The organism is Enterobacter cloacae complex sp. 302F9, from assembly GCF_050030335.1.
Taxonomy (GTDB): domain Bacteria; phylum Pseudomonadota; class Gammaproteobacteria; order Enterobacterales; family Enterobacteriaceae; genus Enterobacter; species Enterobacter hormaechei_C.
Genome location: NZ_JBLGUC010000001.1, coordinates 3,462,814 through 3,486,793 on the forward strand (window position 1 = coordinate 3,462,814; position 23,980 = coordinate 3,486,793).

A 23,980-nucleotide genomic window follows, 5' to 3' on the forward strand; every position below is an offset into this window, starting at 1 on the left:
CTTACGGAACAACGATCAGCGGGCCACTGGCCGCCCCCGTTGCCCGCCACTGCGGAACATACATGGACTCGACCATCGGAACAGGCACCTGGTAGGTTCCCGGCGTAACGGCACGGGCCAGGTAAACCAGCGTGACCGGCTGACCTTCATTGACCGGCACCGCGGCCACAAAGCGATCGTCGCGGAATTCCATGTGCTGAATATCAGACTGTTGCATCTGATTCAGCAGGTTTTGCACTTCACTGCCGCTGTCCTGCAAGCTGGCGCTGCTGCTCGCCAGATTCTGGTTTTCCAGCTCCATACCTGCCGGGAGCAGATCCACCACCAGCGCATCCGGCACGTTCTGGCTGGCCTTCACCTCCAGCCACACCAGAACCAGCTCACCGCTCTTCAGAGAAGAGAGCGACTTGCTGCTGCCGTCTGTCGCCAGGATATGACGTTCAATCTGCAAGACATTAGAGGATGGCTGAGGCGCGTACTCCGGATAGCCAGTCGTGTCCAGTCGTACCCACAGCGGCGTAGTGCCGATATTCGTCACCTGCAAGGCATCAAGCTGGTCGCCGTTCAGGTTTTCTACCTGCGCTTTATCACTGCTCTGGGTCTGTTCAGAGAGGCTGGTCGTTGCCGTCCACGCGCCTGACAAGGTTTGCAGTGAACGTCCGGCCATGAACAGCGCATTGCTCTCCTGGGTAGACAGCCAGCGCTGGCTGAACGCGTCTTCAGATAACGCGTTCAGCAGCCTGTTTTGCGCATCCGGCAGCAGCTTGTACTCTTCCAGCAGGGAGAGCATCAGGGCATTATCACGCAGCTGGCTGCCGTAATCCGCCATCCAGTTTCGGTTGTCGTTACGGGGAGTTTTGAGAGCCAGATCCAGCGCCTGCTGGCTGCGCGGTGCATCCCCCATCAGTTTGAGTGCCATGCCCAGCTGCATCAACGGAAGCCCGGAAGCAGCCTGAGCGTGGCGCTCCCAGATTTCACGCAGCGCACCGAGCGGCGCTTTTTGCTGACGAGCCAGCACCAGCGAAGCGTACGCCTGAACAGCAAATTTGCTGGCCTGGGTGTCGTCGCTGTAGCGGATGGACATCATCCCCGGATCCTGTAAATAGCGCAGCAGTCGGCTGTTGGCGTTATTCACTGCCTCGGCAGGCACGCTGTAACCCTGCTCCCCTGCCCGCACCAGGAAGTCCGTGACATAGGCGGTCAGCCAGTACTCTTCCGGGCCGTTTTTATCCCACAAGGCAAAACCGCCATCGTCACGCTGCATTTGCAGCAGACGGGAGATCCCGATATCAATGGCCGCACGGCGTTTATCGTCGGTATCGCCTTTAATACCCAGTGCCTTAAGTTGTGCCGCGTTGGTGTAAAGCGACGGGAACAGGCCGCTGGTGGTCTGCTCAAGACATCCGTATGGATAGGCCTGAAGTTCACGAATGTAGCGCGCCAGATTTAAAGGTGGTTTACCGCTGAGCAACAGCTGCCCCTGTAGCGTGGCAGGCGAGAAACCGTTGATATGCTGTGCTGGTGCACTCCAGGATTCGCCAGGGTTCAGCATCGTGCCCGTATTCACCGTTTGCGCCGGGAATGCGGGACGCACGCCAATTTTCCAGCTCTTCTGCTGCGGCGCAAACGTCTCACCAGGGAGCTGAAGCCCCGACACCTGAGCAGTCACTTCACCATCACCATAGCCTTCCAGGGCGCGCACCGGAATAAACAGGGTGCTACGTGCGCCAGGCGGCAGCTTAACCGGCTCTGGCTGAGCGCCTTCGAGCGACAACTTACCGGTTGCGGTTAACGCAATGTTCAGCGTTTGCGGCTGGTCCGTCAGGTTAGTCAGGTCCAGCGTCAGGCGGGAGGTATCGCCACTGGCGAGGAATCGCGGCGTGTTAAGCTCGGTGATAATCGGAGCCGCCACAATGATTTTGCTTTCGCTGCTGCCGAAATCGTCTTCCGTCCAGGCCTGCGCCATCAGACGCAGTTCGCCGTTGAAATCGCCAATCGGCAGCGTGATGGTGCCTTCGCCGTTGGCATCAAGCGTAACCGGCTGCGCCTGCTGTGCAATTATGGTGACATGGTTCACCGGTGGCTTACCGCCGCGTTTCAGTTCATCGCCGTCTCCGCCAAAGCGCAGTGCGGCCAGACGTCCCTGACCTTCAATCACCTGGCCGTAAACATCATAGATGTCCGCGCCATAGCGCTTCTGACCGAAGAAAGCTTCCCACGGATCTGGCGTGACGTAGTCGGTAATGTTCAGCACGCCGCTATCGACAGCCGAGACCAGCACGTTCACCTTCTGTGGCACAGCCCCCTCTTTTACGCTGGCTTTCACTTTCACAGAAAGCGTCTGGTTCGGACGCATTTTTTGCGGGTTATCCAGTGCGATGTTCAGGCGACGATTTTCGTCCCCCATTGGCAGATGCAGCAGGCCAACCGCCCGTTTTGGCGTGGCGGATTTGGATTTATCGCCAGGACGAACCACCAGCGTGCTGAGATAGAGATCGTGACGTTTCCAGTCCTTATCCACCGGAATGGCGAGATCCAGACCGTTTGCTGGCACGTCGATCTCTTTCCACCACAGAGGTCCTTCGCTGGATTCGATCATTGCATAGCCCTTGCCTGCGGCCGGCGCTGCAATATGCAGGTTGATGGTATCGCCTGGCTGATAGGATGGCTTGTCCAGTTTCAGCGTCACACGATCCGGGCGAGCAGCGCCCGTGCCATCGCTGTTATCCTGCCAGCTGTACCCCGCCCAGAAGCGCACGCTGCTGACCATGTCATCAGGGGCTTTCACTTCCAGACGGTATGAGCCCCACTCCACCGGGAAGGTGACTTTACCGGTTTCATCGGCCTTGAGGTTTAGCTCCTGCTCGCCCTCAACCAGATCTTTTTGATCAAACTGAGACTGCCAGCCCTCACTCTCGGACCAGTTCCAGAAGTAGTCGCGACGCTCACGGATCAGACGCACCTGCAAACCAGATACCGCTTTTTTCGTCCCGCTGGCATCGGCATAGACGATGTCAAAGCTGGCGTTGCCGTTTTCATCGACAATCGGCTGATTGACGGTGGTATCGGTACGGTAGTCGTAAACGGCCTTGCTGGCGAACTGTGGGCGGATCCCCGGAAGTTCAGCCGCAGGCCAGATAGCCTGCTCGGCGCGTCGCGTTACCGGACGCCCACCTGATTCCAGCAGGCTGGCCTGCAAAATCAGTTGCAGCGGCGAGTGCGCCTCTTTCCACTGGCTTTCGGTGGTAACCTGCCCACGCCCCTGTTCGTCCAGCGTAAGCTGCACTTCATCCAGACTACGGCTCAGGTTCTCCTCGGCAATATCACCGAACTGGAAGCCAGGCAGCGCAGGCACCGCGTCACGTAGCGGACGCAGGAAAAGCTGGCCTTGCAGAGAATTGCCGTTAGCTGGCGCGCCATACAGGTAATAGCCCACAACGTTAAAGTCCACATCCTCCTGCGGAGAAACCGGCGTTTTTTGCCCGGTCAGATTCAGCGCCATACGCTCAGGCATAAAATCTTCGACGTGGAAATCCCACATACGCTGCTGGTTATCGCCCGTATTCGCGCGAATATGCCACATGCCGGTCTGGGCGCCGCTATCAAGCGGATAGTTGAAGCGATAAAGACCGTTCTCAGGTTGCACAACGACCGTACGCGCCACCTGTCCGTCCGGACGCAGCACGTCAAGTTTTACCGGCTGATCGGGAAGCGGTTTGCCATCGCTGTCGCGAAGCAGGCCGTTCAGGATCACCGTTTCACCCGGACGATAGAGATCGCGCGGGCCAAACATAAAGAACTGTTTGCTGTAACCCGGGTTACCGGCGATATCAAACTCCGCCAGATCCAGCGCCGGAAGTTTGAGGTCAAGAAGCGTGGTCTGGCCATCTTTACTGGCCAGGATCAGCGCGGCTTCTTTATCGGTTTCCAGTTTCGCATGACCATCGGCGTCGCTGTTCGCCTCGGCCAGGGTCTGCCCTTTATCGTTCAGAAGGGTAATGGTCACGCCTGACTGCGCCGCACCGTTTTCAAGACTCTGGGTGAAGATGTCCAGGCGGTTATGATAACGGTGAGCGGACAGCCCAATATCACTTAAGGTAAAGAGCGTCGCGGCGTTACTGTAGTTATAGTGACCAGCCTGATTCATCACGGCGATATAGACGCCAGACTGCTGGAGCGGCTTAATATCTTTGAGCGGCAGGAGCAGTTTTTCACGCGTATTGCGCGCCGGGTTGAGGTCGAAACGGCCGGTGTAGACCAGTTCCGCCATCTTCAGCAGGTTGTCAGATTCCCAGTTGGTCAGCGAGTTACGGTACTCCCACTGGCTGACAAACGAGGCCAGCGACTCCGGCTTCACGCGATAGAAGTTCACATCCACATTGTTGACGTTGAGCGCCATCACCGGCAATCCTTCCACCACCTTACCCGGCAGCAGCGATCCGCGGCTGGCGAATCCGACCGTCGGTTCAACATCCCGGGTGGTGATCGCTTTTTCATAGTCGATGCCGAATGTCGCTTTGTTCAGCGCCAGCAAATTACGTTCGACGGTGACGACCAGATTACGATTCGGCTCCAGATGGCGCAGGCGCAGCTCTTTCAGATTGGGGGCCAGTTCCCAGGCGCCGTCCACTTTGCCGCTTTTTTTATCCACCACATGCACCGTTTTCGCAAAATCCTGGCTGGGATCCAGCGGTACAGAGAAGGTCAGAACCAGCGTCGCAGCGCCGTCGAGTTGCACTTCAGAGGCATCCAGCAGCGTCAACGCCTTGCCCTGACTCTGCGCGGCCAGCTTAGCCAGCTTTTCAGGATCCGGTTTTGCCGGGGTTTTCTGTTCTGATGCAGTAGACGCTGCGGGGGCAGCGGCCTGAGGTTTGTCGTCGCTGTTATCACAGCCGACAAGCGTAAAGGTGGTGAGCAGCGCGAGAGAGATCGCAGCTAAGCGAAACGGTTTCATCCTGTGTCCCTGGCCTGAGGGGCCTGTTGGTCATCGTCCGGATAAGTATTATCCGCAAGTTTCGTTAATACAAAAAGTCCAATTTTATAATCTGGAAAGCACCTCGCAGAATGGCATCACGCAGCCACACCGTGATGGAACGTCGATCACAGCGCATAACGTAACATGTTACCTTTCGCGTCATTTGTTTTTAAAACAAGAAGATAGCTGGATAAGCTCGCATCAGGCCTGCTAGTTTTATGACCATGACGCACCCCGAGTGCGCGGTTCAATAAGAGAGAAAGCCATGAAACGAGCCGTGAACGCCCTACAAAATTTCGGAAAATCATTGTACGGACCTGTACTTATCTTACCCATCGTCGGCCTGTTTATCGCCTTCGGGAATGTGCTGGGTAACGGCAATCTGGCCGAGTACCTGCCGTTTCTCGGCCACCCGCTGATCCAGAGTGTCGGCCAGCTGATCGCCAAATCTGCCGTGTCGGTGCTGGTCAACCTGGCGCTGGTGTTTGCCGTCGGGATCCCCATTGGACTGGCAACACGAGACAAAGGCTACGCGGCGTTGATTGGGCTGGTGACCTTTATCGTATTCATTAACGCGATGAACGTGACGTTACAGCTTCAGGGAGAACTGGCCCCTGCGGAACAGATGAAAGCCGCCGGACAAAGCATGGTGCTGGGCGTCCAGGTGCTGGAGATGGGCGTTTTCGCCGGGATCCTGACCGGGGCGCTCTCCGGTTATCTGTACAACAAATATTCCGGTGTCCAGTTTAACGGCGCGATGGCGATTTACTCCGGCCACTGCTTTGTCGCGATTGTGATGCTGCCTGTCTCTATGCTGCTCGGCGTGGTCATGAGCGAACTCTGGCCGTACGCACAGCATGGAATAAGCGCTCTGGCGCTGGCGATCAAAGGGTCCGGTCCGTTTGGCGTGGCGATCTACGGTTTCCTTGAACGCATTCTGGTGCCGACGGGCCTGCATCATCTGGTCTATACGCCGTTCCTGTATACCGAACTGGGCGGTACGCAGGAGGTGTGTGGCGCAACCTATCAGGGCGCGCGCAATATCTACTTCGCCGAGATGGCCTGCCCGGACGTGAAGCAGCTCAGCAGTACCGTGGTGTGGGATGCGCGCGGCATCAGCAAGATGTTCGGCCTTCCTGCCGCCGCGCTGGCGATGTACATGACCGCGAAGCCAGAGCGTAAAGCGATTGCGAAAGCGATTCTGATCCCGGCGGCGCTGACCTCGCTGCTGGTCGGCGTAACCGAGCCGATTGAATTCTCCTTCCTGTTCGTCGCCCCGCTGCTGTTCGTGGTGCATGCGGTGCTGACCGGCATCGGCATGATGCTGTTCTCGCTGTTTGGCGTTCACGCCATCGGCGCCAACGGGATTATCGATTTCATCCTCTACAACCTGCCGCTCGGCACGGAGAAGTCCAACTGGCCCATGTACATCATGGTCGGGCTGATCATGTTCGCCCTTTATTTCGTGGTATTCCGCTTCCTGATCCTGCGCTTCAACATGAAAACGCCGGGGCGTGAAGATGAGGACCAGGAGACACGCCTTTACAGCAAGCAGGAGTACCAGGCGAAGGGCAATAACGACGGGCTGGGCGAATCCATCGTGGTGGGTCTGGGCGGTCGGGAAAACATAGAGGTGGTAGATAACTGCTACACCCGCTTACGCGTCACGGTGAAGGACGTCGCCATCATCGACGAACCGCGCCTGAAAGCGACCGGCGCGAAAGGGATTATCAAACAAGGTAACAACGTTCAGGTGGTCTACGGGCTGCATGTCAAAAAAATGCGAGAAGCCGTTGAGACGTTTCTCTGAAAGGAGCTAAAGATGTTTACACCCCCATTTATTCTGTCGATTGCCGGCGGCGGTAGCACCTACACGCCAGGTATTGTGAAAAGCCTGATGGTACGTCTGCACGATTTCCCTCTGGCAGAGATCCGCCTGTATGACATTGACGAGGCGCGCCAGAACACCATTGCGCCCGTGGTGGAGAAGGTTATTCGCGACCACAGCCAGAGCATCAAATTCACCGTCACCAGCGATCCGGAAGTGGCCTTCAGCGGCGCGCATTTTGTTTTTGCCCAGATGCGCGTCGGACAGTACAAAATGCGCGAGCAGGATGAAAAGATCCCGCTTTGCCACGGGGTGGTCGGCCAGGAAACCTGCGGACCCGGCGGGCTGGCATATGGCCTGCGTACTATCCTGCCGATGGTAGAGCTGATCGATCGGGTGGAACGCTACGCGCACGAAAAGGCGTGGATCGTGAACTACTCCAACCCGGCGGCGATTGTCGCTGAGGGCGTGCGTCGCCTGCGCCCCAACGCACGCGTGCTGAATATCTGCGATATGCCGGTTGCCGCGATGCGCAATATGGGCGCCATTCTGGGCGTGGATCGTCATAAACTGGAGGTGGACTATTTTGGCCTCAACCACTTCGGCTGGTTTACCCGCGTGCGGGTGGACGGCGAGGACAAGCTGCCGGAGCTGCGTAAACATATCGCGAAGTTTGGCCTGCTGACGGAAGATGCCGCGAAAACCGACCCGCAGCACTCGGATCCGTCGTGGGTGAAAACCTGGCGCAACATCAAGCCGATTATGGATAACTTCCCGGAGTACCTGCCGAACCCGTATCTACAGTACTACCTGATGCCAAACCAGATTGTGGAGCATCAGAACCCGGACTATACCCGCGCCAACGAAGTGATGAACGGGCGTGAGAAAAAGCTGTTTGCCGCCGCCGAAGAGTACCAGCGCACCGGAATTTTACCGGACGCCTTCCACGTAGGTGTTCACGGCGAATTTATCGTCGATGTCGCCTGCTCACTGGCGTTCAACCTGCGCCAACGCCATCTGGTGATGGTGGAAAACCGCGGGGCGATTACCAACCTGCCGTACGATGCGGTGGTGGAAGTGCCTGCCTATATCACCTCCGAAGGGCCGGAGCCTGTCCGCGTGGGTCAGGTACCGCTGTTCCACCAGACGCTCCTGCAACAGCAACTGGCCTCTGAACAGCTGCTGGTTGAGGCAACCATCGAAGGCAGCTACGAGAAAGCGTTGCAGGCGTTCACTCTGAACCGCACCGTGCCGACCATGGAGCACGCGAAAGCGATTCTGGATGAGATGATCGAAGCCAACCGCGACTACTGGCCTGCGCTGCAAAAGGCCTGGCTGGACGGTGAAGCGGTGAAAAAATAGGGGATTGCTCGCGAGTTGAACGTGGTTAGCTTGTCGGTGTCAGAAAAAACACCGACAATCCTTTTTTACGGAAAAGAATGGAGGCAACCATGTCCACCTCATATTTTGTCGCTGCCGACTGGCTGATTGAGCACGGCGACGACCCGGAAGTTCAGATTATCGACGCGCGCATGGCCCCTCCGGGCCAGGAGCATCGTGACGTTCCCGCTGAATACCGTGCAGGGCACCTGCCTGGCGCGGTATTTTTTGATATCGAAGCCCTCTCCGATCACACCTCTCCCCTGCCGCACATGCTGCCTCGCCCGGAAGCGTTTTCCGTGGCGATGCGCGAGCTGGGCATCAGCAAAGATAAACATCTTGTTGTTTACGATGAAGGTAATCTGTTTTCCGCGCCGCGAGCGTGGTGGATGCTGAAAAACTTCGGCGTGGAAAAGGTATCGATTCTGGCGGGCGGACTTGCAGGCTGGAAGCGCGACGAACTACCGCTTCAGCAGGGTGACGTCACGCTGCCGGAAGGGGAATTTGATGCCACGTTTGACGCTAACGTGGTCAAGCGCCTGACCGACGTGCTGGTCGTGAGCCACGAAAACACGGCGCAAATCGTCGATGCGCGTCCCGCTCCACGTTTCAACGCAGAAGCGGACGAGCCGCGTCCGGGACTGAAACGCGGACATATCCCGGGGGCGCTGAACGTACCGTGGGGCGATCTGGTGTTTGAAGGCGAGCTGAAAACCACCGATGAATTGCGTGCCATTTTTGAACGTCAGGGCGTGGATTTGCATCGTCCGGTTATTGCCAGCTGCGGCTCCGGCGTGACGGCCTGCGTGGTGATCCTGGCGCTGGCAACCCTTGGCGCGAATGACGTGACTCTGTATGACGGCGCCTGGAGTGAATGGGGTGCACGGGACGATCTGCCGGTTGAACCGGCGAAATAATGGATAACCGCCTGGCAACGCTGTTAACGCGCGGATCGTCGCTGACCCGCGCGGAGTATCGCGTCCTCGCCCACCTCACTGAGCATCCATTGCTGGTGGGCAACATCACGGTGCGCGAGCTGGCGCAGGCGACATTTGTCTCTACCGCGACGATTATGCGGCTGTGTCAGAAGCTGGGGTTTAGCGGCTTTAGCGAGTTTATCTGGCACTGCAAGCAGCTGCTTTCTGACACGCCGCATATCACCGTACAGCCTGAGCAACATGCGGAAATGCCCGCGCTTTTTACCCGGTTCGTTGCCAACTATCAGCAGACCTTCCAGTGGGTCACTCAGGACAAACGCCAGCAGTTTGCCAGCCTGCTGCGCCAGAAAGAGAGCTTCTTTCTCTACGGCGCCGGGTTTTCGTACCTTTTTGCCGAGTACCTGACCAAGAAGTTGCAGGTGCTGGGAAAAACGGCGTTCATCTCCGGGCCGGGAGACAGCCGGAATATTTTTCTCAGCAACACCGCGCGCTATCAGGTGTTTATTGCCGTTTCACGCAGCGGCGAAACGGAGCAGGTACTGGATAAAGCGCGGATCGCCAAAAACGTCGGCATGACGATCGTCGCCTTTACCCGCGCGTCGGCCAATACGCTGGCAGGCATGGCGGACGTGCATTTTGCCCTCTATGACGAAGCGGTACATTTCGCCGCCGAAGCCGCAGGGGTAACGTCGTTTGAGTCGAATCTGGTGCTGCTGATGGATTTACTGCTGCTGGAAGCAACGGGGTGAAGGTCACCCCGCCGTAATCAGATAATGCGGTTGGTCTTGAGATCGCGCAGGAAGCCGCCCCAGCGACGCTCGTAGAACGGGGTGATGTGCTCGGTAATAAAGTGGCTGATCCCCTTCTCACCTTTCTTCACCTGACAGATATCAATCGGCTCATCGCCCGGCAGGGTGTCGGTTGCCACGCTTCCCGCTGCCTGGATGATCTCGTCGATATCGCCGTCGGCCTCAATCCCTATCAGCAGAACAGGCTTTTCGTCAGCGCTCTCTTTGATGGAGCAGAGAAACGCGCGTTTTACCGGCTTGATGGTTTTAAACAGCGTGGTCAGGGAGTCAATCATCTGCGCGGGCGGCTCGGCCACTTCAGACAGCAGCAGCGTTTCGCCCCCTTCCAGCACCTCCTGAGTGCTGAGCGGGTTGCCCTCGTCACCAATCAGGTGGCTGATTTCGCGCGGAGTAAACTCTTTCCCGGTCGGCAGTTTGGCGTTGAGGAACAGCGTCTGCCCCAGGGTCATTTCGAACAACGTGCGCACCGGCATCACCACGAACGCCTGTTCGTCTTCTACCGCTTCCTGCAAGGCCTCGAGCGAAGTAAAGAACGGGATCACCGAGGTGCCGTCGTCTTTCTCCCAGTGCAGCAGATCCAGCGCGCTGTCTTCGACAACCTGCTCCCCTTCCGCCGCGGTGCCCGGCACCCAGACGGTGGATTCCAGCAGCGTGCGGAAAAAGGCCGGACGGTGGGCGGGTTCGGTCGCCGCCTGCTCCAGCAGGGTTTCTAATTCGTTTTTGGTTTCTGACATAGTTTGGCTACTTCAAAAAACGCCGGGTGGCGCTTCGCTTACCCGGCCTACAAAACCGTAGGCCCGTGCAAGCGCAGCGCCGCCGGGCAATATGATGACTCCGAAGGCGCGCGTAAGCGTAGCGCTACCCGGCAAAAAAGATCACTCAGCCGTCAGCAGGTTCGCCACGGTACGCACGCCCAGACCGGTCGCACCCGCAGACCACTGCTCAACCGCCGCTTTACGGTAGGTTGCGGAGCAGTCAATGTGCAGCCAGCCTTCATGGTAGTTCTCAACGAAGTGAGACAGGAAGCCTGCTGCGGTGCTTGCCCCCGCCGGGTACGCTGCGTTCGCGGTGTTGTTCAGCTCGGCGAAGTTGGACGGCAGCTGGCTGCGGTGGAACTCGGCCAGCGGCAGACGCCAGAACGGTTCGTTTTCCGCCGCCGCGCTGGCCAGCAGGCGATCGGCCAGCTTGTCGTCGAAGCTGAACAGGGCGTGATAGTCGTTACCCAGCGCCGTTTTCGCCGCGCCGGTCAGGGTTGCCATGTCGATAATCAGCTCCGGCTTCTGCGCAGAGGCGTCGATCAGGCCATCGGCCAGCACCAGACGGCCTTCGGCGTCGGTGTTCATCACCTCAACGTTTTTACCGTTGCGGTAGCGAATGATGTCGCCCAGCTTGAAGGCGTTGCCGCTCACCATGTTGTCCGCGCAGCACAGGTAGAGCTTCACGCGCTTGTTCAGGCCACGGGTGATGGCGAACGCCAGCGCGCCGGTGATGGTGGCCGCACCGCCCATGTCGGACTTCATGGAGTCCATGAACGCGCTCTGCTTCAGGCTGTAGCCGCCGGTGTCGAAAGTGATGCCTTTTCCGACCAGACAGGCAAAGACCGGCGCTTCTTTATCGCCGGTTGGGTTGTAATCCAGCGCCAGCAGGACCGGAGGACGCTCGGAGCCACGGCCCACGGTGTGGATGCCCATGTAGTTCTGCTCGCGCAGGTCTTCACCTTTGGTGATGCGGTAAGACATCTTGTCGCCCGCCACGCCGCACAGCAGGTCGACGGCGCGCTGCGCCAGCTGCTCAGGGCCTAACTCTTCCGCCGGGGCGTTGATGGTGTCGCGCACCCAGTCGATAATTTGCAGGCGGCTTTCCAGCTCTTTCTGACTGGCTTCGTCGAGGTTCGCCCACTCGATTTTGCGGGTGCCTTTCGGGCCTTTGTAGCCTGCCCAGAACGCCCAGCTGCGGTCGGTGTCCCAGCCTTCGCCTTCCAGCGACACATGCTTAATGCCAAGGCCGTCAATTTTACGCGCGGCGCGCTGGATCAGGCCCAAATCATCATTGCCCGTCAGGTGCAGGGTAATACCGTCGTTGTTGATGCTGTAGGTGGCTTTTTCGCCCCAGCGTGAGTCGGCTGGCTGCGTGGAGAGCGTAATCTTCATCGCTTCGGTCATTTTATTTATCCTTATTAGCAACTAGCAAACGGGCCGCCTGAAGGCAGCCCGTTTATGTTATCTATTCTGCTTCATCTAACCAGACTAACAGAATCGCCTCCAGAATTTTTTCATTGGATGCGTTTGGATCGTCGTCAAAATCTTCCAGATCGCAAATCCACTGATGCATATCGGTGAATCGTACGGTCTTCGGATCGAGATCCGGGTTCGCGTCGTAGAGCGCCTCGCCGATTTCACGGCTGTCTGTCCACTTCAGTCCCATATCAATGCTCGCGTGCGTGGTTGATGGTGTAACGTGGGAACTCTACGACCAGATCTTCATCGGTCACCGCGGCCTGGCAGCTTAAGCGGCTGTCGGGCTCCAGACCCCATGCTTTGTCCAGCATGTCGTCTTCGTCTTCGGTGCTCTCTGCAAGCGAGTCGAAACCTTCACGCACGATGCAGTGGCACGTTGTGCAGGCACAGGATTTTTCACAGGCGTGTTCCACTTCGATACCTGCACGCAGGGCTACATCGAGAATGGTTTCACCGGTCTTCGCTTCCAGAACAGCGCCATCCGGACAGAGGTCCGCATGAGGCAAAATTACAATCTTTGGCATATTAAACCTCGTCCACGGACTGGCCTTTCAGCGCGACGCGGACAGATTTGTCCATGCGGCGAGCAGCGAAGTCCTGGGTTTGTTTATCAACGTTTTTAATGGCTTCTTCTATTGCGTCAGCGTCATTGCCTTCGGCGACTGCGCTTAAGCGCGCGGCAGCGTCGTCAATCATCTGGCGCTCAGCGGCGCTTAACAGCGCGGCATCGGCAGCGAGTGCGCCGTTCAGGCTTTCCAGCACGCGTGCGGCTTCCACTTTTTGTTCGGCCAGCATACGCGCCTTCACATCCTGCTCGGCGTAGCTCATTGAGTCCTGAATCATGGAGGCGATTTCGCCATCGGTCAGGCCGTAGGACGGCTTCACCTGGATGGACGATTCCACGCCGGTGGATTTTTCCATCGCCGTGACGCTCAGCAGGCCGTCCGCATCCACCTGGAAAGTGACGCGAATATGCGCCCCGCCCGCCGGCAGCGCCGGAATGCCGCGCAGCGCAAAGCGCGCCAGAGAGCGGCAGTCCTGCACCAGCTCGCGTTCGCCCTGCATCACGTGAATGGACATCGCGGTCTGGCCGTCTTTGAAGGTGGTGAACTCCTGCGCGCGCGCCACCGGAATGGTGGTGTTACGCGGAATGACTTTCTCCACCAGGCCGCCCATGGTTTCTAACCCCAGCGACAGCGGGATGACGTCCAGCAGCAGCATTTCGCTGTCCGGCTTGTTGCCGACCAGGATATCGGCCTGGATAGCGGCGCCCACGGCAACTACTTTGTCCGGGTCGATAGAGGTCAGCGGCGTGCGGCCAAAGAATTCGCCCACGCGCTCGCGCACCAGCGGCACGCGGGTTGAGCCGCCAACCATGACCACTTCCAGCACCTCGCTGGCCTCCACGCCCGCATCTTTCAATGCGCGACGGCAGGCCAGCAGGGTACGCTTAACCAGAGGCGCAATCAGTTCGCTGAACTGATTGCGGGTGATCTCACCCTGCCAGCCCGCAACGTTAACCGTGACCGACTGCGCGTCGCTCAGGGCGATTTTGGCGTCGATGGCCGCATCCAGCAGTTCACGCTGTACGCGCGCATCGCTGCGATCGCTTATGCCCGCCTGCTCGCGGATGTAGTCTGCCAGCAGATGGTCGAAGTCATCGCCGCCGAGCGCGGAATCCCCGCCGGTCGCCAGCACTTCGAACACGCCGCGGCTCAGGCGCAGGATTGAGATATCAAACGTCCCGCCGCCGAGATCGTAAACCGCAATCACCCCTTCCTGACCGGAATCGAGGCCGTAGGCAATGGCCGCCGCCGTCGGTTCGTTCAGCAGACGCAGCACATGCAGGCCCGCCAGACGCGCGGCGTCTTTGGTGCCCTGACGCTGTGCATCGTCGAAGTAGGCCGGAACGGTGATTACCACGCCGTCCAGATCGCCGCCAAGCGTCGCCGTGGCGCGCGCCGCCAGCGCTTTGAGGATGTCAGCGGAAACGCGAATCGGGTTCAGCAGACCGGCAGACGTCGCGATCATCGGCAGGCCGTTTTCGCTGGCCTGTAGCTGATACGGCAGATGCGGGTAACGGGTCTGGATATCAGCCAGCGAGCGGCCCATCATGCGCTTAACCGAGCTGATGGTGTTGGCCGGATCGCGCGCGGCGTTGGTGCGGGCATCAAACCCGACCGCGTGACCCTGCTGCTGGTAGTGGACCACGGAAGGCAGCAGATGGCGCCCCTGCTCGTCAGCCAGCGTTTCCGCCTGGCCGCTACGCACGGTCGCCACGAGAGAATTGGTGGTGCCCAGATCAATACCGACCGCCAGACGACGCTGGTGCGGTGCGGCGCTTAAGCCAGGCTCACTAATTTGTAATAAGGCCATAATTGCTTCCGAAATTAAAAATCGAGCAGCTTTTCTTCGAGTTGTTCAGCACTGCTTCGCAGTTTATCGAGAAAACGGAGTTTGCGCACAGTGTCTGCCGCCACGTCCCAGGTCTCGTTGTTCAGTTGCTCCACCATCTGCTGATGGCGGGTATCGAACATGCCCTTTACGCGCGTGATAAAGCTTTCCAGGCGCGCTTCGTCTTTAGCCTGTTCAATTTCATCCAGCTCTTCGCGCAGCTCCAGCTGTTCCATCAGAAAGGCGGTGTCGCGCACGGTATGCTGTTCGCTCGCCAGATCGAAACCGTGGAGCGAGAGCAGATATTCTGCACGCGCCAGCGGATGACGCAGCGTTTGCCAGGCCTGGTTGATGGTTGCGGAGTGTGACACCGCAGCCAGCTGCTCTGCCTGCGTCCCGCTGGCGAATTTATCCGGATGGTACTGACGTTGGAGATCCTGAAAACGGACCGTCAGCGCCTGGAGATCGATCGGGTATTGAGCGGGTAGTCCGAAGAGAGTGAAGTAATCCATAACAATCTCAGGGGTAGCCTGTTAGAACAAACCCCACGCGTAGCAAAGCCACGGTGGGGTTTCGGATGACGCGCGGTTAAACGTGGAAGCTTTCGCCGCAACCACACTCGTCTTTGACGTTCGGATTCGTGAATTTGAACCCTTCGTTCAGGCCTTCTTTTACGAAGTCCAGCTGAGTGCCGTTGAGGAATTGCAGGCTTTTGCCATCGACCACCACCTTCACGCCCTTGTCTTCAAACACGGTGTCATCAGACGCCGGTTCGTCAACAAACTCCAGTACGTAAGCCATACCAGAACAGCCGGAGGTACGTACGCCCAGTCGCAGGCCAAAGCCTTTACCACGGTTCGCCAGAAAAGAGCTTACTCGCGCGGCAGCGCTGTCGCTAAGGGTAATCGACATACTCAAACCTCAATTATTTTGCTTCACGTTTGCTTTTGTAATCCGCAATGGCGGCTTTGATCGCGTCTTCTGCCAGAATTGAGCAGTGAATTTTCACCGGCGGCAGTTCGAGTTCTTCAGCAATATCCGTGTTCTTGATTGCCTGTGCTTCGTCCAGAGACTTGCCCTTCACCCATTCGGTGACCAGGGAGCTGGAAGCGATAGCAGAACCGCAGCCGTAGGTCTTGAAGCGCGCGTCTTCAATGATACCTTCATTGTTGACTTTAATCTGCAACTTCATCACGTCGCCACATGCCGGTGCACCGACCATGCCGCTACCGACAGATTCATCGCTGTTGTCAAAAGAGCCAACGTTGCGCGGGTTCTCGTAATGATCGATAACTTTTTCGCTGTATGCCATGATTGAATTCTCCTTATGTACCGATTAGTGATGTGACCATTCAATGCTGTTCAGATCCACGCCCTGCTTGAACATTTCCCACAGTGGAGAAAGGTCGCGCAGACGGCCAATGGAGTTACGAACCAGTTTGATGGTGTAGTCAATCTCTTCTTCGGTAGTAAAACGACCTAAAGAGAAACGGATAGAGCTGTGTGCCAGCTCGTCAGTCATACCCAGCGCGCGCAGCACGTAGGATGGCTCCAGGCTTGCAGACGTACAGGCAGAACCGGAAGAAACCGCCAGGTCTTTCAGGGCCATGATCAGCGATTCACCTTCAACATAGTTGAAGCTGACGTTGAGGATGTTTGGCGCGCCCTGCTCGAGATCGCCGTTCAGATACACTTCTTCCATATCTTTCACGCCGTCCCACAGACGGTTACGCAGCGTACGCAGGCGTGCCATCTCGGTTTCCATCTCTTCTTTCGCGATGCGATACGCTTCGCCCATGCCCACGATCTGGTGAACAGGCAGCGTACCGGAACGCATGCCGCGCTCGTGACCACCGCCGTGCATCTGTGCTTCGATGCGGATACGTGGCTTACGACGAACGTACAGCGCGCCGATACCTTTCGGACCATAGATTTTGTGACCGGAGAAGGACATCAGGTCCACTTTCAGCTGGCTCAGGTCGATAGGCAGTTTGCCCACGCTCTGGGTCGCATCCACGTGGTAGATGATGCCGCGCGCACGGCACATTTCGCCGATGGTTGCGATGTCCTGCACAACGCCGATTTCGTTGTTAACGTGCATGATGGAAACCAGAATGGTGTCATCACGCATGGCCGCTTCGAGCTCTTTCAGGTCGATGATCCCGTTGCTCTGCGGCGCCAGGTAAGTCACTTCGAACCCTTCACGCTCCAGCTGACGGCAGGTGTCCAGCACGGCTTTGTGTTCGGTTTTGCTGGTGATGATGTGCTTGCCTTTTTTCTGATAAAAGTTGGCAGCACCTTTGATCGCCAGGTTGTCGGATTCGGTCGCGCCGGAGGTGAAAACAATTTCACGCGGGTCGGCACCGACCAGGTCAGCAATCTGATTACGGGCGATATCAACCGCCTCTTCAGCATGCCAGCCAAAACGGTGAGAACGGGAAGCTGGGTTACCAAAGTTTCCGTCCAGGGTCAGACACTGCATCATTTTCTCGGCAACACGCGGGTCCACCGGCGTGGTTGCGGAGTAATCGAGATAAATCGGTAATTTCATTGCTCTATAAACTCCGTACATCGCTTCAATGCAAGGAATCAGGCAACCGGCTGGATGTACGACCGAGTACACGGGGCGAGCTAACGCCCCGGCCTGATTCTGAAATACTTATCTTTTTATTACGCGCGCAGTTTAACGTCGATAGCGTCCTGCGAACGGGTGCTGCGCTGTGATTCATGGCTTTGCTGACGACCCGACACGTCCAGAACTTCCTGGTTATTCACCAGTTCACCCAGGGTGATGTTGTTCAGGAAGCCGGTCAGACGGTCGCTCAGATCGCGCCACAGCGCGTGGGTCAGGCACTTATCGCCGCCCTGGCAGCCGCCTTTACCCTGGCAACGGGTCGCGTCGACGGATTCGTCAACGGCGCTAATCACTTCGCCAACCGCAATACTGCCTGCGTCTTTACCCAGCAGATAACCGCCGCCCGGGCCACGAACGCTGGACACCAGTCCATTTTTACGCAGTCTGGAGAACAGCTGTTCCAGGTAAGAGAGGGAGATCCCTTGTCGTTCAGAAATATCAGCCAACGGAACCGGGCCCGCTTCGGAGTTGAGCGCAACGTCCAGCATCGCGGTCACGGCATAACGCCCTTTAGATGTCAGTCTCATGTCTTACTTAACCTCAAACTCGCCCCTGCCCGGGGTTTTTTATTGTAAAATGGGGGTATTGCATAGCAGGGCCAAGTCTGACATTCCTGACTAAATTGGTCAACTATTTACTTGACTGTTTTAGTCAGGTATTTAACCTTCTGTGCCGTATTTTGCCCGGCGGCGCTGCGCTTGCACGGGCCTACGGGCTTTGTAGGCCGGGTAAGCGAAGCGCCACCCGGCGAACAGACGACACTATTCCTTATTCTTCTGCTCAATCGACGCCAGAATCCCGCGCAGGATGTTCAGCTCCTGGCTTTCCGGACGCGCGCGGGTGAACATACGGCGCAGCTTGTTCATCACCTGGCCCGGGTGGCCTTCACGGATAAAGCCGGTTGAGAGCAGCGTCTGCTCCAGATGACCGTAGAAGCGCTCGAGGTCGTCCACCAGCGGGTAGGCCGTCTCTTCTTTAGGTTCGACCGGTTTCTCCTGCGTCGCCAGCCATGCCATGCGCACTTCGTAGGCAATAACCTGCACCGCCATCGCCAGATTCAGCGAGCTGTATTCCGGGTTGGCGGCAATCGCCACGTGATAGTGGCACTTCTGTAATTCCTCGTTGGTCAGGCCAACACGTTCACGGCCAAACACCAGCGCAACCGGCGCCTGTTCCGCTTCTGAGATGCTTTTCAGGCCGCATTCGCGCGGGTCCAGCATCGGCCAGGGCAGCGTACGGGAGCGCGCGCTTGTCCCCACCACCAGGCTGCAACCGGCCAGGGCTTCATCCAGGGTGTCCACGATCTGCGCATTCCCGATCACGTCGCTGGCGCCGGCCGCCAGAGCAATAGCCTGAGAGTCTGGTTTCACCAGCGGATTCACCAGCCACAGGTTCGTTAAGCCCATGGTTTTCATAGCGCGGGCCACAGAGCCCATGTTGCCGGTGTGCGATGTTTCGACCAGCACGATTCGAATGTTTTGCAGCATAATTTTTAAATGTCTGGATTCAGTGTCTGAAGAATATTCGGGCATATTATCATAAACGAGAGACATAATCCGATCCCGCTGCTATACTCTGCGCCGATTTTCCTGTTCTTTAACATCCAGTGAGAGAGACCGATGCATCCGATGCTGACCATCGCCGTGCGCGCAGCGCGCAAGGCGGGTAATGTAATTGCCAAACACTACGAAACCCCAGACTCCGTAGAAACCAGCCAGAAAGGCAGCAATGATTTCGTGACGAACGTCGATAAAGCCGCAGAAGCGATTATTATCGAAACGATTCGCAAATCTTACCCGCAGCACACCATCATCACCGAAGAAAGCGGTGAACATGAAGGTACCGATCAGGATGTTCAATGGGTTATCGATCCACTGGATGGCACCACCAACTTCGTCAAACGCCTGCCACACTTCTCTGTGTCTATCGCAGTACGCATCAAAGGCCGTACTGAAGTCGCCGTTGTTTACGATCCAATGCGTAACGAACTGTTCACCGCAACCCGCGGTCAGGGCGCGCAGCTGAACGGCTACCGTCTGCGTTGCAGCAATGCACGCGATCTGGACGGCACGATTCTGGCGACCGGCTTCCCGTTCAAGGCGAAGCAGCACGCAACCACTTATATGAATATCCTGGGCAAGCTGTTCACCGAATGCGCGGACTTCCGTCGCACCGGCTCTGCTGCACTGGATCTGGCCTACGTGGCGACCGGCCGCGTTGACGGTTACTTTGAGCTGTCACTGAAGCCGTGGGACTTTGCGGCGGGCGAGCTGATCGCTCGTGAAGCTGGCGCGATTGTTTGCGACTTCACCGGCGGCCATAACTATATGTCTACCGGCAACATCGTTGCAGGTAACCCGCGCGTTGTTAAAGCCATGCTGGCAAACATGCGTGATGAACTGAGCGATGCGCTGAAGCGTTAATTCAGTCTGTTAAGCCCGGTGGCGCTACGTTTACCGGGCTTACAACACGCCTCAGATACGGCTAGAAAGGCCGCAACCCCCTTCCCACCGGCACCGCGCTCATCCACATCGTAACCGCAGCCACCAGCAGAATCACCCCGCCCGCCAGCGCAAGCGTTGTCCAGCCAACCTGTCGCCACAATACCGGCGTTTTATTGCCGCTGAGTTTGACCGCCAGCTGACGGAAGCTGTGTACCAGCAACGCTAAAGACGAAATGGTGAGAGACGTTCCTGCCGCCATCGCCAGCGCGGACAGCATGCCCCAGCCAAACACGCCAATAACCTTACTGAACAGCAGAACCATGATCGCACCCGAGCACGGACGCATCCCCATTGAGAGAACAATCATCAGGCGCGCACGCCAGTCCTCACCGTTCTGTAATTGTTCCTGCGTCGGCAGATGCTGATGCCCGCACCCGCAGTTTTCATGGTGAACGTGATGTGGCGTAAAGGCTTTGAATTTTGGTTTTTGCAGTAACGCGCGCAATTTTTTCAGCGCCCGCCAGCAGAGGATCAGCCCCAGCACGCCTACCAGCGCGTAACTCCCCTTCTCCAGCCAGAAGCTGCTCATATGCAGCTGGCGGGCCGGCAGCTGTAGCAGCGAAAGGACGACCACGACCAGCGCAATCGCCACACCGCCCTGAAGTAAAGAGGACGCCAGCGTCAGGCCGATACTCGATTTCAGCTTCGACGGATGCGTGGCAAGCCAGGTCGTGATAACGATTTTGCCGTGTCCCGGTCCCAGGGCATGCAGCACGCCATAGATGAAGCTGAACGCCAGAAGAGCGCCGCCCGCTTTGGTCGGATTTTCCGCCACGGCTTTCAGCAGACCGCTCATCTGCTGATTAACTTCCCGCTGCCAGAGGATGCTTTTCACCATCACCTGCGGCCATGCCTGCCACAGCCAGAGCGCGCCGCCAACCGCAAACAACAAAAAGAGCGCCAGAGGCCAGAGGTGCAGCCAGCGACGCGGCTTACTGACGAGAGAGGAGATCACTGACATTGTAACGTCACCTCCTGCGCAAACTGTTTACCTAACTCCATGTCTTCGGGGGGCGCATCCTCTTTATCAAGAGAAACGGCAAAGTTCAGCATCTCTTCGCTGGGTTTCGGGGTGTGCACGGCAATTTTGCAGATTTTTTGCAAATTTTCCGGCAGCTGCACGTCGCTGTCCTGGGCGTAATGCATATCGACATAGTAGGTTGGGTCAAACGTGGAAAACCTGTACTTCTGCCCGGCCAGCGGCTGAGGGTGCGCCAGCGGAAGGATAAAGGTCAGCACCGCCTGATGACCGTCGCGGGTCATGCCGTACTCCGTGGGACGGTTGAGAAATTTCACCTTTTGTCCGTTGTGCCAGAACTCGGTGAAGTAGTGCTGACCCAGCACGTTGGCCATCACTTCCGCCGCCAGCTTTTTCCAGATCTCATCGCCGGGCTTTGCGTTTCCGGCATCGTACAGCAGGTCGGCGGAGGTGATTTCATCCATCGTCCAGCGCATCTTCAGGCCACTGAGCTGCGTGCCGTCCGTCACCAGTTCGGTTTTCAGGCTGATAAAACTGTGAGGATGTGCGCCGGCGGCGAAAGTGAAAACCGCCAAAAATAACGCTACCGCGCTTTGTTTAACTATTTGCATCTGTTCCTCACGTCAAAAATTCTGTGATGTTCGCCAGCAATCCTGAGTGAAAGGCCTGCCGGTGCGCTTTTCAGCGCCCATCCTTTAGCTATTCTTATCAAACATTCACACTGGATACCCGACAGATGATGACTACGCTTGAAATTCCATCTGTGCTTTCCAGTTCGCAGCGCCGCTGCCAGGTGCTTTTGATGCTTTACCTGCCCGATGCTGCCGTCACCGCACAGAGCATAATCGCTGCCAACGGCGTGGACGACGTCATGGCACGGCAAGATATAGCCGAGACGCGCGATGAAATCCAGCGCTATCATCGGCTTGATATCGTCACGCACCATGATGGCTGCTACCGAATTGAGGGGTCCGCCCTGAATCAACGTTTGTGCCTGCTGCACTGGCTGCGCAGGGCGCTTCGGCTGTGTCCACACTTTGTCGCCCAACAGTTTACCCCTGCCTTAAAAACCGCGCTTAAACAGCACGGCATTGCCCGTCCGCTTTACGACGATGCGAACCTTCGGGCACTTATCAACTTTTGTGCGCGCAAGCTTCAGCGCCAGTTTGAGTCCCGCGACGTACAGTTTTTACAGCTTTATCTGCAATATTGTCTGATTCAGCATCATCTGGGCAATACGCCGGAGTTTTCGCCCGTTCAGCGCAGCTGGACGCAGTCCCGAGGGGAATACTTTACGGCGCAGGAAATTGTCCGCCACTGGAAACGGCGCGTCCCGCAGGGAACGCACAGCGATGAACAGCTGTTCCTGGCGCTGCTGTTTATGATGCTTCGCACACCCGACCCGGTGATGGATAAACACCAGCAGGATCAGCGCCTGCGTCGCGCCATCGTGCGTATGATTGCCCGCTTCCGGGCGCAAACCGGGATGAACTTCAGCGATGAGCAAGGGCTGACCGATCAGCTTTATATCCATCTGGCTCAGGCGCTGGACCGCTCCTTATTTGACATCGGCATCGACAACAGTCTGCCGGAAGAGATCCACCGTTTATATCCCCGGCTGCTGCGCACCACTAAAGAGGCGCTGTTTGAGCTGGAAGCCGAATTTGGTCTGCGATTCTCCGGTGAAGAGATGGCGCTGGTGGCGGTGATTTTTGGTGCCTGGCTGATGCAGGAGACCGACCTGCATGAAAAACAGGTGGTCCTGTTAACGGGGGAAGATAAAGCCTGTGAAGCGTTAATTGAGCAGCAGCTTCGCGAGCTGACGCTGCTGCCGCTCAATATTCGTTATCTTAGCCTGGAGGCGTTTAAGAAGGAGGGCGCCCCCCGCGAGGCGGCGCTGGTCATTACGCCTTATCCAACCGCCCTGCCGCTGTTCTCGCCGCCGCTCATTCATGCCGTTGAGACCCTGAACACGCAGCAGCAGGAACATATTCGCGTTATGCTCGAATCATAGTTACGAGCGAGCAGCCACCTTTGGGCGGATGACGATGGCCGGTAAAGCGACCAGCGCCATCACCCAGAACACACCGTGCCCCAGGTGCTGATAGAGGAAACCGGCAAATACGGTCATCACCGCAATACTGCCGCCCATCGCCACCGCTGAATAGACCGCCTGAAGACGAATAACGTCCCCACCTTCTCGCGCCGCGATGTAGCGCATCGCCGCCAGATGGCACACGGTGAAGGTTCCGCAGTGCAGAATTTGCGCCACAATCAGCCACGGCAGCTCCGTCGTCCACCCCATGATGCCCCAGCGCACCACGCCGCACACGGCGGAAAGCAGCAGCAGGTCACGCGCCCCGAAACGACGGAAAAGTTTTTGGCTCAGCGCGAAGATAATGACCTCCGCCACCACGCCGAGCGACCACAGGTAGCCTACCGCAGAAGCCGAGTAGCCCGCCCCCTGCCAGTAGATGGCGCTGAAGCCGTAATAGGCCGCATGTGCCCCCTGGAGCAGACAGACGCAGGCCAGGAAACGCCAGCTTTGCGCCACCAGCGAGCGCCAGGCGGGCCAGCCGGCGCTCTCCTGATGGCGGCTTTCGCCCTGCGGCATTACCGACGGACGCAGCAACATACCGAGCAGCATCGAGGCGATGCCGAGCGTTAACAGCGCCAGAATGGCACGATAGTCATAGAGGCTGACCAGTTTCCCGACCAGCGCAGAGCCGATCACGAAGGCAATCGATCCCCACAGGCGCACCCGGCCATAGTCCATGATGATCTGCTTTTGCCAGGTGTTCGCCAGGGCATCCGTCAGCGGCACCAGCGGGGAGAAGAACAGATTAAAGCCAACCATTACCACCATCAGCCAGGCAAACTGATGGCTGACCCAGAAGCAGGCCGCAAAGACCAGCGTCAGCAGGGCCAGAATTCGCACCGCTTTAATCAGTAAGGAGGGATCGCTGACGCGGGGCGCAATCAGCAGGCTACCCAGGAAACGTGCCACCAGCCCCGCGCCCAGCAGGATGCCAATGGTCTCAGGCGTCAGACCAATTCCCTTGAGCCAGACGCTCCAGAAAGGCAAAAAAATACCGTAACTAAAGAAATAGGTGAAATAGCTGAGCGCCAGCCAGCGCGTGGAATGCAAGACCATGAATCCCTCCCGAAATGGAGGCGATAGTCTGGCGTTAATCCCTGACTTTAGCAAGTCGTTAGCGCACTATAAATTAACGATAAATTAACATCATGGACAGCCGGTCGGCGTATGGCGAGAGCGGCAAAATTGTATTACGTTTAAAGA

Annotated in this window: 21 protein-coding genes; 6 read left to right on the forward strand and 15 right to left on the reverse strand. The window is 57.5% G+C overall.

Annotation, left to right across the window (positions count from 1 at the left end):
* Position 1: 1 nt before the first annotated feature.
* Positions 2-4,954 (reverse strand): alpha-2-macroglobulin family protein, encoded by a 4,953-nt coding sequence (locus tag ACQG0T_RS16725; protein ID WP_271040387.1) that lies wholly within the window; start codon positions 4,952-4,954, stop codon positions 2-4.
* A gap of 286 nt (positions 4,955-5,240) precedes the next feature.
* Between ACQG0T_RS16725 and ACQG0T_RS16730 the strand changes: the two genes are divergently transcribed.
* From ACQG0T_RS16730 to ACQG0T_RS16745, 4 genes are all read left to right on the forward strand, one after another.
* A complete protein-coding gene (locus ACQG0T_RS16730; protein ID WP_047365245.1) occupies positions 5,241-6,785 on the forward strand; it encodes a PTS transporter subunit EIIC in 1,545 nt (514 codons plus the stop codon).
* 12 nt (positions 6,786-6,797) lie between these two features.
* Positions 6,798-8,165, forward strand: a complete 1,368-nt coding sequence (locus tag ACQG0T_RS16735; protein ID WP_271040388.1) for a 6-phospho-alpha-glucosidase — start codon at positions 6,798-6,800, stop codon at positions 8,163-8,165.
* An 89-nt stretch (positions 8,166-8,254) separates the two neighbouring features.
* Positions 8,255-9,100, forward strand: coding sequence for a 3-mercaptopyruvate sulfurtransferase (sseA, locus tag ACQG0T_RS16740; protein WP_017383536.1), 846 nt, complete (start codon positions 8,255-8,257; stop codon positions 9,098-9,100).
* Entirely contained in the window at positions 9,100-9,870 is a 771-nt protein-coding gene (locus tag ACQG0T_RS16745) for a MurR/RpiR family transcriptional regulator (RefSeq protein WP_271040389.1), read from the forward strand. Before sseA ends, ACQG0T_RS16745 begins: the two co-directional genes overlap by 1 nt.
* Positions 9,871-9,887: 17 nt before the next feature.
* On the opposite strand, the gene sseB is transcribed toward ACQG0T_RS16745, so the two are convergent.
* The 11 genes from sseB to trmJ form a co-directional block, all read right to left on the reverse strand.
* Entirely contained in the window at positions 9,888-10,664 is a 777-nt protein-coding gene (gene sseB / locus ACQG0T_RS16750) for an enhanced serine sensitivity protein SseB (RefSeq protein ID WP_023325069.1), read from the reverse strand.
* A 141-nt stretch (positions 10,665-10,805) separates the two neighbouring features.
* On the reverse strand, positions 10,806-12,092 hold the full coding sequence (gene pepB, locus ACQG0T_RS16755; RefSeq protein ID WP_039270192.1) for an aminopeptidase PepB: 1,287 nt from the start codon (positions 12,090-12,092) through the stop codon (positions 10,806-10,808).
* A 61-nt stretch (positions 12,093-12,153) separates the two neighbouring features.
* Positions 12,154-12,354 carry a Fe-S cluster assembly protein IscX gene (gene iscX / locus ACQG0T_RS16760; protein WP_003860650.1) on the reverse strand — a complete coding sequence of 67 codons (201 nt, stop codon included), beginning with the start codon at positions 12,352-12,354 and terminating at the stop codon, positions 12,154-12,156.
* 1 nt (position 12,355) lies between these two features.
* Positions 12,356-12,691 (reverse strand): ISC system 2Fe-2S type ferredoxin, encoded by a 336-nt coding sequence (gene fdx / locus ACQG0T_RS16765; RefSeq protein WP_003860652.1) that lies wholly within the window; start codon positions 12,689-12,691, stop codon positions 12,356-12,358.
* A 1-nt stretch (position 12,692) separates the two neighbouring features.
* Positions 12,693-14,543 carry a Fe-S protein assembly chaperone HscA gene (hscA, locus tag ACQG0T_RS16770; RefSeq protein ID WP_064489617.1) on the reverse strand — a complete coding sequence of 617 codons (1,851 nt, stop codon included), beginning with the start codon at positions 14,541-14,543 and terminating at the stop codon, positions 12,693-12,695.
* Positions 14,544-14,557: 14 nt separating this feature from the next.
* Positions 14,558-15,073 carry a co-chaperone HscB gene (hscB, locus tag ACQG0T_RS16775; RefSeq protein WP_003860657.1) on the reverse strand — a complete coding sequence of 172 codons (516 nt, stop codon included), beginning with the start codon at positions 15,071-15,073 and terminating at the stop codon, positions 14,558-14,560.
* 76 nt (positions 15,074-15,149) lie between these two features.
* Positions 15,150-15,473: an iron-sulfur cluster assembly protein IscA gene (iscA, locus tag ACQG0T_RS16780; protein ID WP_003860659.1), complete on the reverse strand. Its 324-nt coding sequence runs from the start codon at positions 15,471-15,473 to the stop codon at positions 15,150-15,152.
* Positions 15,474-15,486: 13 nt separating this feature from the next.
* A complete protein-coding gene (iscU, locus tag ACQG0T_RS16785; RefSeq protein WP_003860661.1) occupies positions 15,487-15,873 on the reverse strand; it encodes a Fe-S cluster assembly scaffold IscU in 387 nt (128 codons plus the stop codon).
* 24 nt (positions 15,874-15,897) lie between these two features.
* Positions 15,898-17,112, reverse strand: a complete 1,215-nt coding sequence (gene iscS, locus ACQG0T_RS16790; RefSeq protein WP_003860663.1) for a cysteine desulfurase — start codon at positions 17,110-17,112, stop codon at positions 15,898-15,900.
* A gap of 119 nt (positions 17,113-17,231) precedes the next feature.
* Positions 17,232-17,723, reverse strand: a complete 492-nt coding sequence (gene iscR / locus ACQG0T_RS16795; protein WP_015572158.1) for a Fe-S cluster assembly transcriptional regulator IscR — start codon at positions 17,721-17,723, stop codon at positions 17,232-17,234.
* A gap of 234 nt (positions 17,724-17,957) precedes the next feature.
* Positions 17,958-18,683, reverse strand: a complete 726-nt coding sequence (gene trmJ, locus ACQG0T_RS16800) for a tRNA (cytosine(32)/uridine(32)-2'-O)-methyltransferase TrmJ (protein ID WP_015572157.1) — start codon at positions 18,681-18,683, stop codon at positions 17,958-17,960.
* Positions 18,684-18,815: 132 nt separating this feature from the next.
* Here trmJ and suhB point away from each other — a divergent pair, with 132 nt between their 5' ends.
* Positions 18,816-19,619: an inositol-1-monophosphatase gene (gene suhB, locus ACQG0T_RS16805; RefSeq protein ID WP_003860668.1), complete on the forward strand. Its 804-nt coding sequence runs from the start codon at positions 18,816-18,818 to the stop codon at positions 19,617-19,619.
* Between the two features lie 61 nt (positions 19,620-19,680).
* Here the strand turns inward: suhB and ACQG0T_RS16810 are convergent, their stop codons facing one another.
* Both ACQG0T_RS16810 and ACQG0T_RS16815 read right to left on the reverse strand, forming a co-directional pair.
* On the reverse strand, positions 19,681-20,661 hold the full coding sequence (locus ACQG0T_RS16810; protein WP_252051250.1) for a nickel/cobalt transporter: 981 nt from the start codon (positions 20,659-20,661) through the stop codon (positions 19,681-19,683).
* Positions 20,652-21,290: a DUF1007 family protein gene (locus tag ACQG0T_RS16815; protein ID WP_047732561.1), complete on the reverse strand. Its 639-nt coding sequence runs from the start codon at positions 21,288-21,290 to the stop codon at positions 20,652-20,654. The genes ACQG0T_RS16810 and ACQG0T_RS16815 overlap by 10 nt, the downstream gene beginning before the upstream one ends.
* Before the next feature lie 125 nt (positions 21,291-21,415).
* Here ACQG0T_RS16815 and csiE point away from each other — a divergent pair, with 125 nt between their 5' ends.
* Positions 21,416-22,693 carry a stationary phase inducible protein CsiE gene (gene csiE / locus ACQG0T_RS16820; RefSeq protein WP_062933308.1) on the forward strand — a complete coding sequence of 426 codons (1,278 nt, stop codon included), beginning with the start codon at positions 21,416-21,418 and terminating at the stop codon, positions 22,691-22,693.
* Here the strand turns inward: csiE and ACQG0T_RS16825 are convergent, their stop codons facing one another.
* Positions 22,694-23,833 carry a 3-phenylpropionate MFS transporter gene (locus ACQG0T_RS16825; RefSeq protein WP_017692912.1) on the reverse strand — a complete coding sequence of 380 codons (1,140 nt, stop codon included), beginning with the start codon at positions 23,831-23,833 and terminating at the stop codon, positions 22,694-22,696.
* Positions 23,834-23,980: the final 147 nt, after the last annotated feature.

Excerpts from the sequence above, each read along its gene's own strand:
- sseA (WP_017383536.1), top strand. The coding sequence starts at position 8,255 with ATGTCCACCTCATATTTTGTCGCTGCCGACTGGCTGATTGAGCACGGC.
- ACQG0T_RS16725 (WP_271040387.1), bottom strand. The coding sequence starts at position 4,954 with ATGAAACCGTTTCGCTTAGCTGCGATCTCTCTCGCGCTGCTCACCACC.
- suhB (WP_003860668.1), top strand. The coding sequence starts at position 18,816 with ATGCATCCGATGCTGACCATCGCCGTGCGCGCAGCGCGCAAGGCGGGT.
- sseB (WP_023325069.1), bottom strand. The coding sequence starts at position 10,664 with ATGTCAGAAACCAAAAACGAATTAGAAACCCTGCTGGAGCAGGCGGCG.
- iscU (WP_003860661.1), bottom strand. The coding sequence starts at position 15,873 with ATGGCATACAGCGAAAAAGTTATCGATCATTACGAGAACCCGCGCAAC.
- hscA (WP_064489617.1), bottom strand. The coding sequence starts at position 14,543 with ATGGCCTTATTACAAATTAGTGAGCCTGGCTTAAGCGCCGCACCGCAC.
- iscR (WP_015572158.1), bottom strand. The coding sequence starts at position 17,723 with ATGAGACTGACATCTAAAGGGCGTTATGCCGTGACCGCGATGCTGGAC.
- ACQG0T_RS16745 (WP_271040389.1), top strand. The coding sequence starts at position 9,100 with ATGGATAACCGCCTGGCAACGCTGTTAACGCGCGGATCGTCGCTGACC.
- iscX (WP_003860650.1), bottom strand. The coding sequence starts at position 12,354 with ATGGGACTGAAGTGGACAGACAGCCGTGAAATCGGCGAGGCGCTCTAC.
- fdx (WP_003860652.1), bottom strand. The coding sequence starts at position 12,691 with ATGCCAAAGATTGTAATTTTGCCTCATGCGGACCTCTGTCCGGATGGC.
- ACQG0T_RS16735 (WP_271040388.1), top strand. The coding sequence starts at position 6,798 with ATGTTTACACCCCCATTTATTCTGTCGATTGCCGGCGGCGGTAGCACC.
- hscB (WP_003860657.1), bottom strand. The coding sequence starts at position 15,073 with ATGGATTACTTCACTCTCTTCGGACTACCCGCTCAATACCCGATCGAT.
- iscS (WP_003860663.1), bottom strand. The coding sequence starts at position 17,112 with ATGAAATTACCGATTTATCTCGATTACTCCGCAACCACGCCGGTGGAC.
- ACQG0T_RS16825 (WP_017692912.1), bottom strand. The coding sequence starts at position 23,833 with ATGGTCTTGCATTCCACGCGCTGGCTGGCGCTCAGCTATTTCACCTAT.
- pepB (WP_039270192.1), bottom strand. The coding sequence starts at position 12,092 with ATGACCGAAGCGATGAAGATTACGCTCTCCACGCAGCCAGCCGACTCA.
- ACQG0T_RS16815 (WP_047732561.1), bottom strand. The coding sequence starts at position 21,290 with ATGCAAATAGTTAAACAAAGCGCGGTAGCGTTATTTTTGGCGGTTTTC.
- ACQG0T_RS16810 (WP_252051250.1), bottom strand. The coding sequence starts at position 20,661 with ATGTCAGTGATCTCCTCTCTCGTCAGTAAGCCGCGTCGCTGGCTGCAC.
- ACQG0T_RS16730 (WP_047365245.1), top strand. The coding sequence starts at position 5,241 with ATGAAACGAGCCGTGAACGCCCTACAAAATTTCGGAAAATCATTGTAC.
- iscA (WP_003860659.1), bottom strand. The coding sequence starts at position 15,473 with ATGTCGATTACCCTTAGCGACAGCGCTGCCGCGCGAGTAAGCTCTTTT.
- csiE (WP_062933308.1), top strand. The coding sequence starts at position 21,416 with ATGATGACTACGCTTGAAATTCCATCTGTGCTTTCCAGTTCGCAGCGC.
- trmJ (WP_015572157.1), bottom strand. The coding sequence starts at position 18,683 with ATGCTGCAAAACATTCGAATCGTGCTGGTCGAAACATCGCACACCGGC.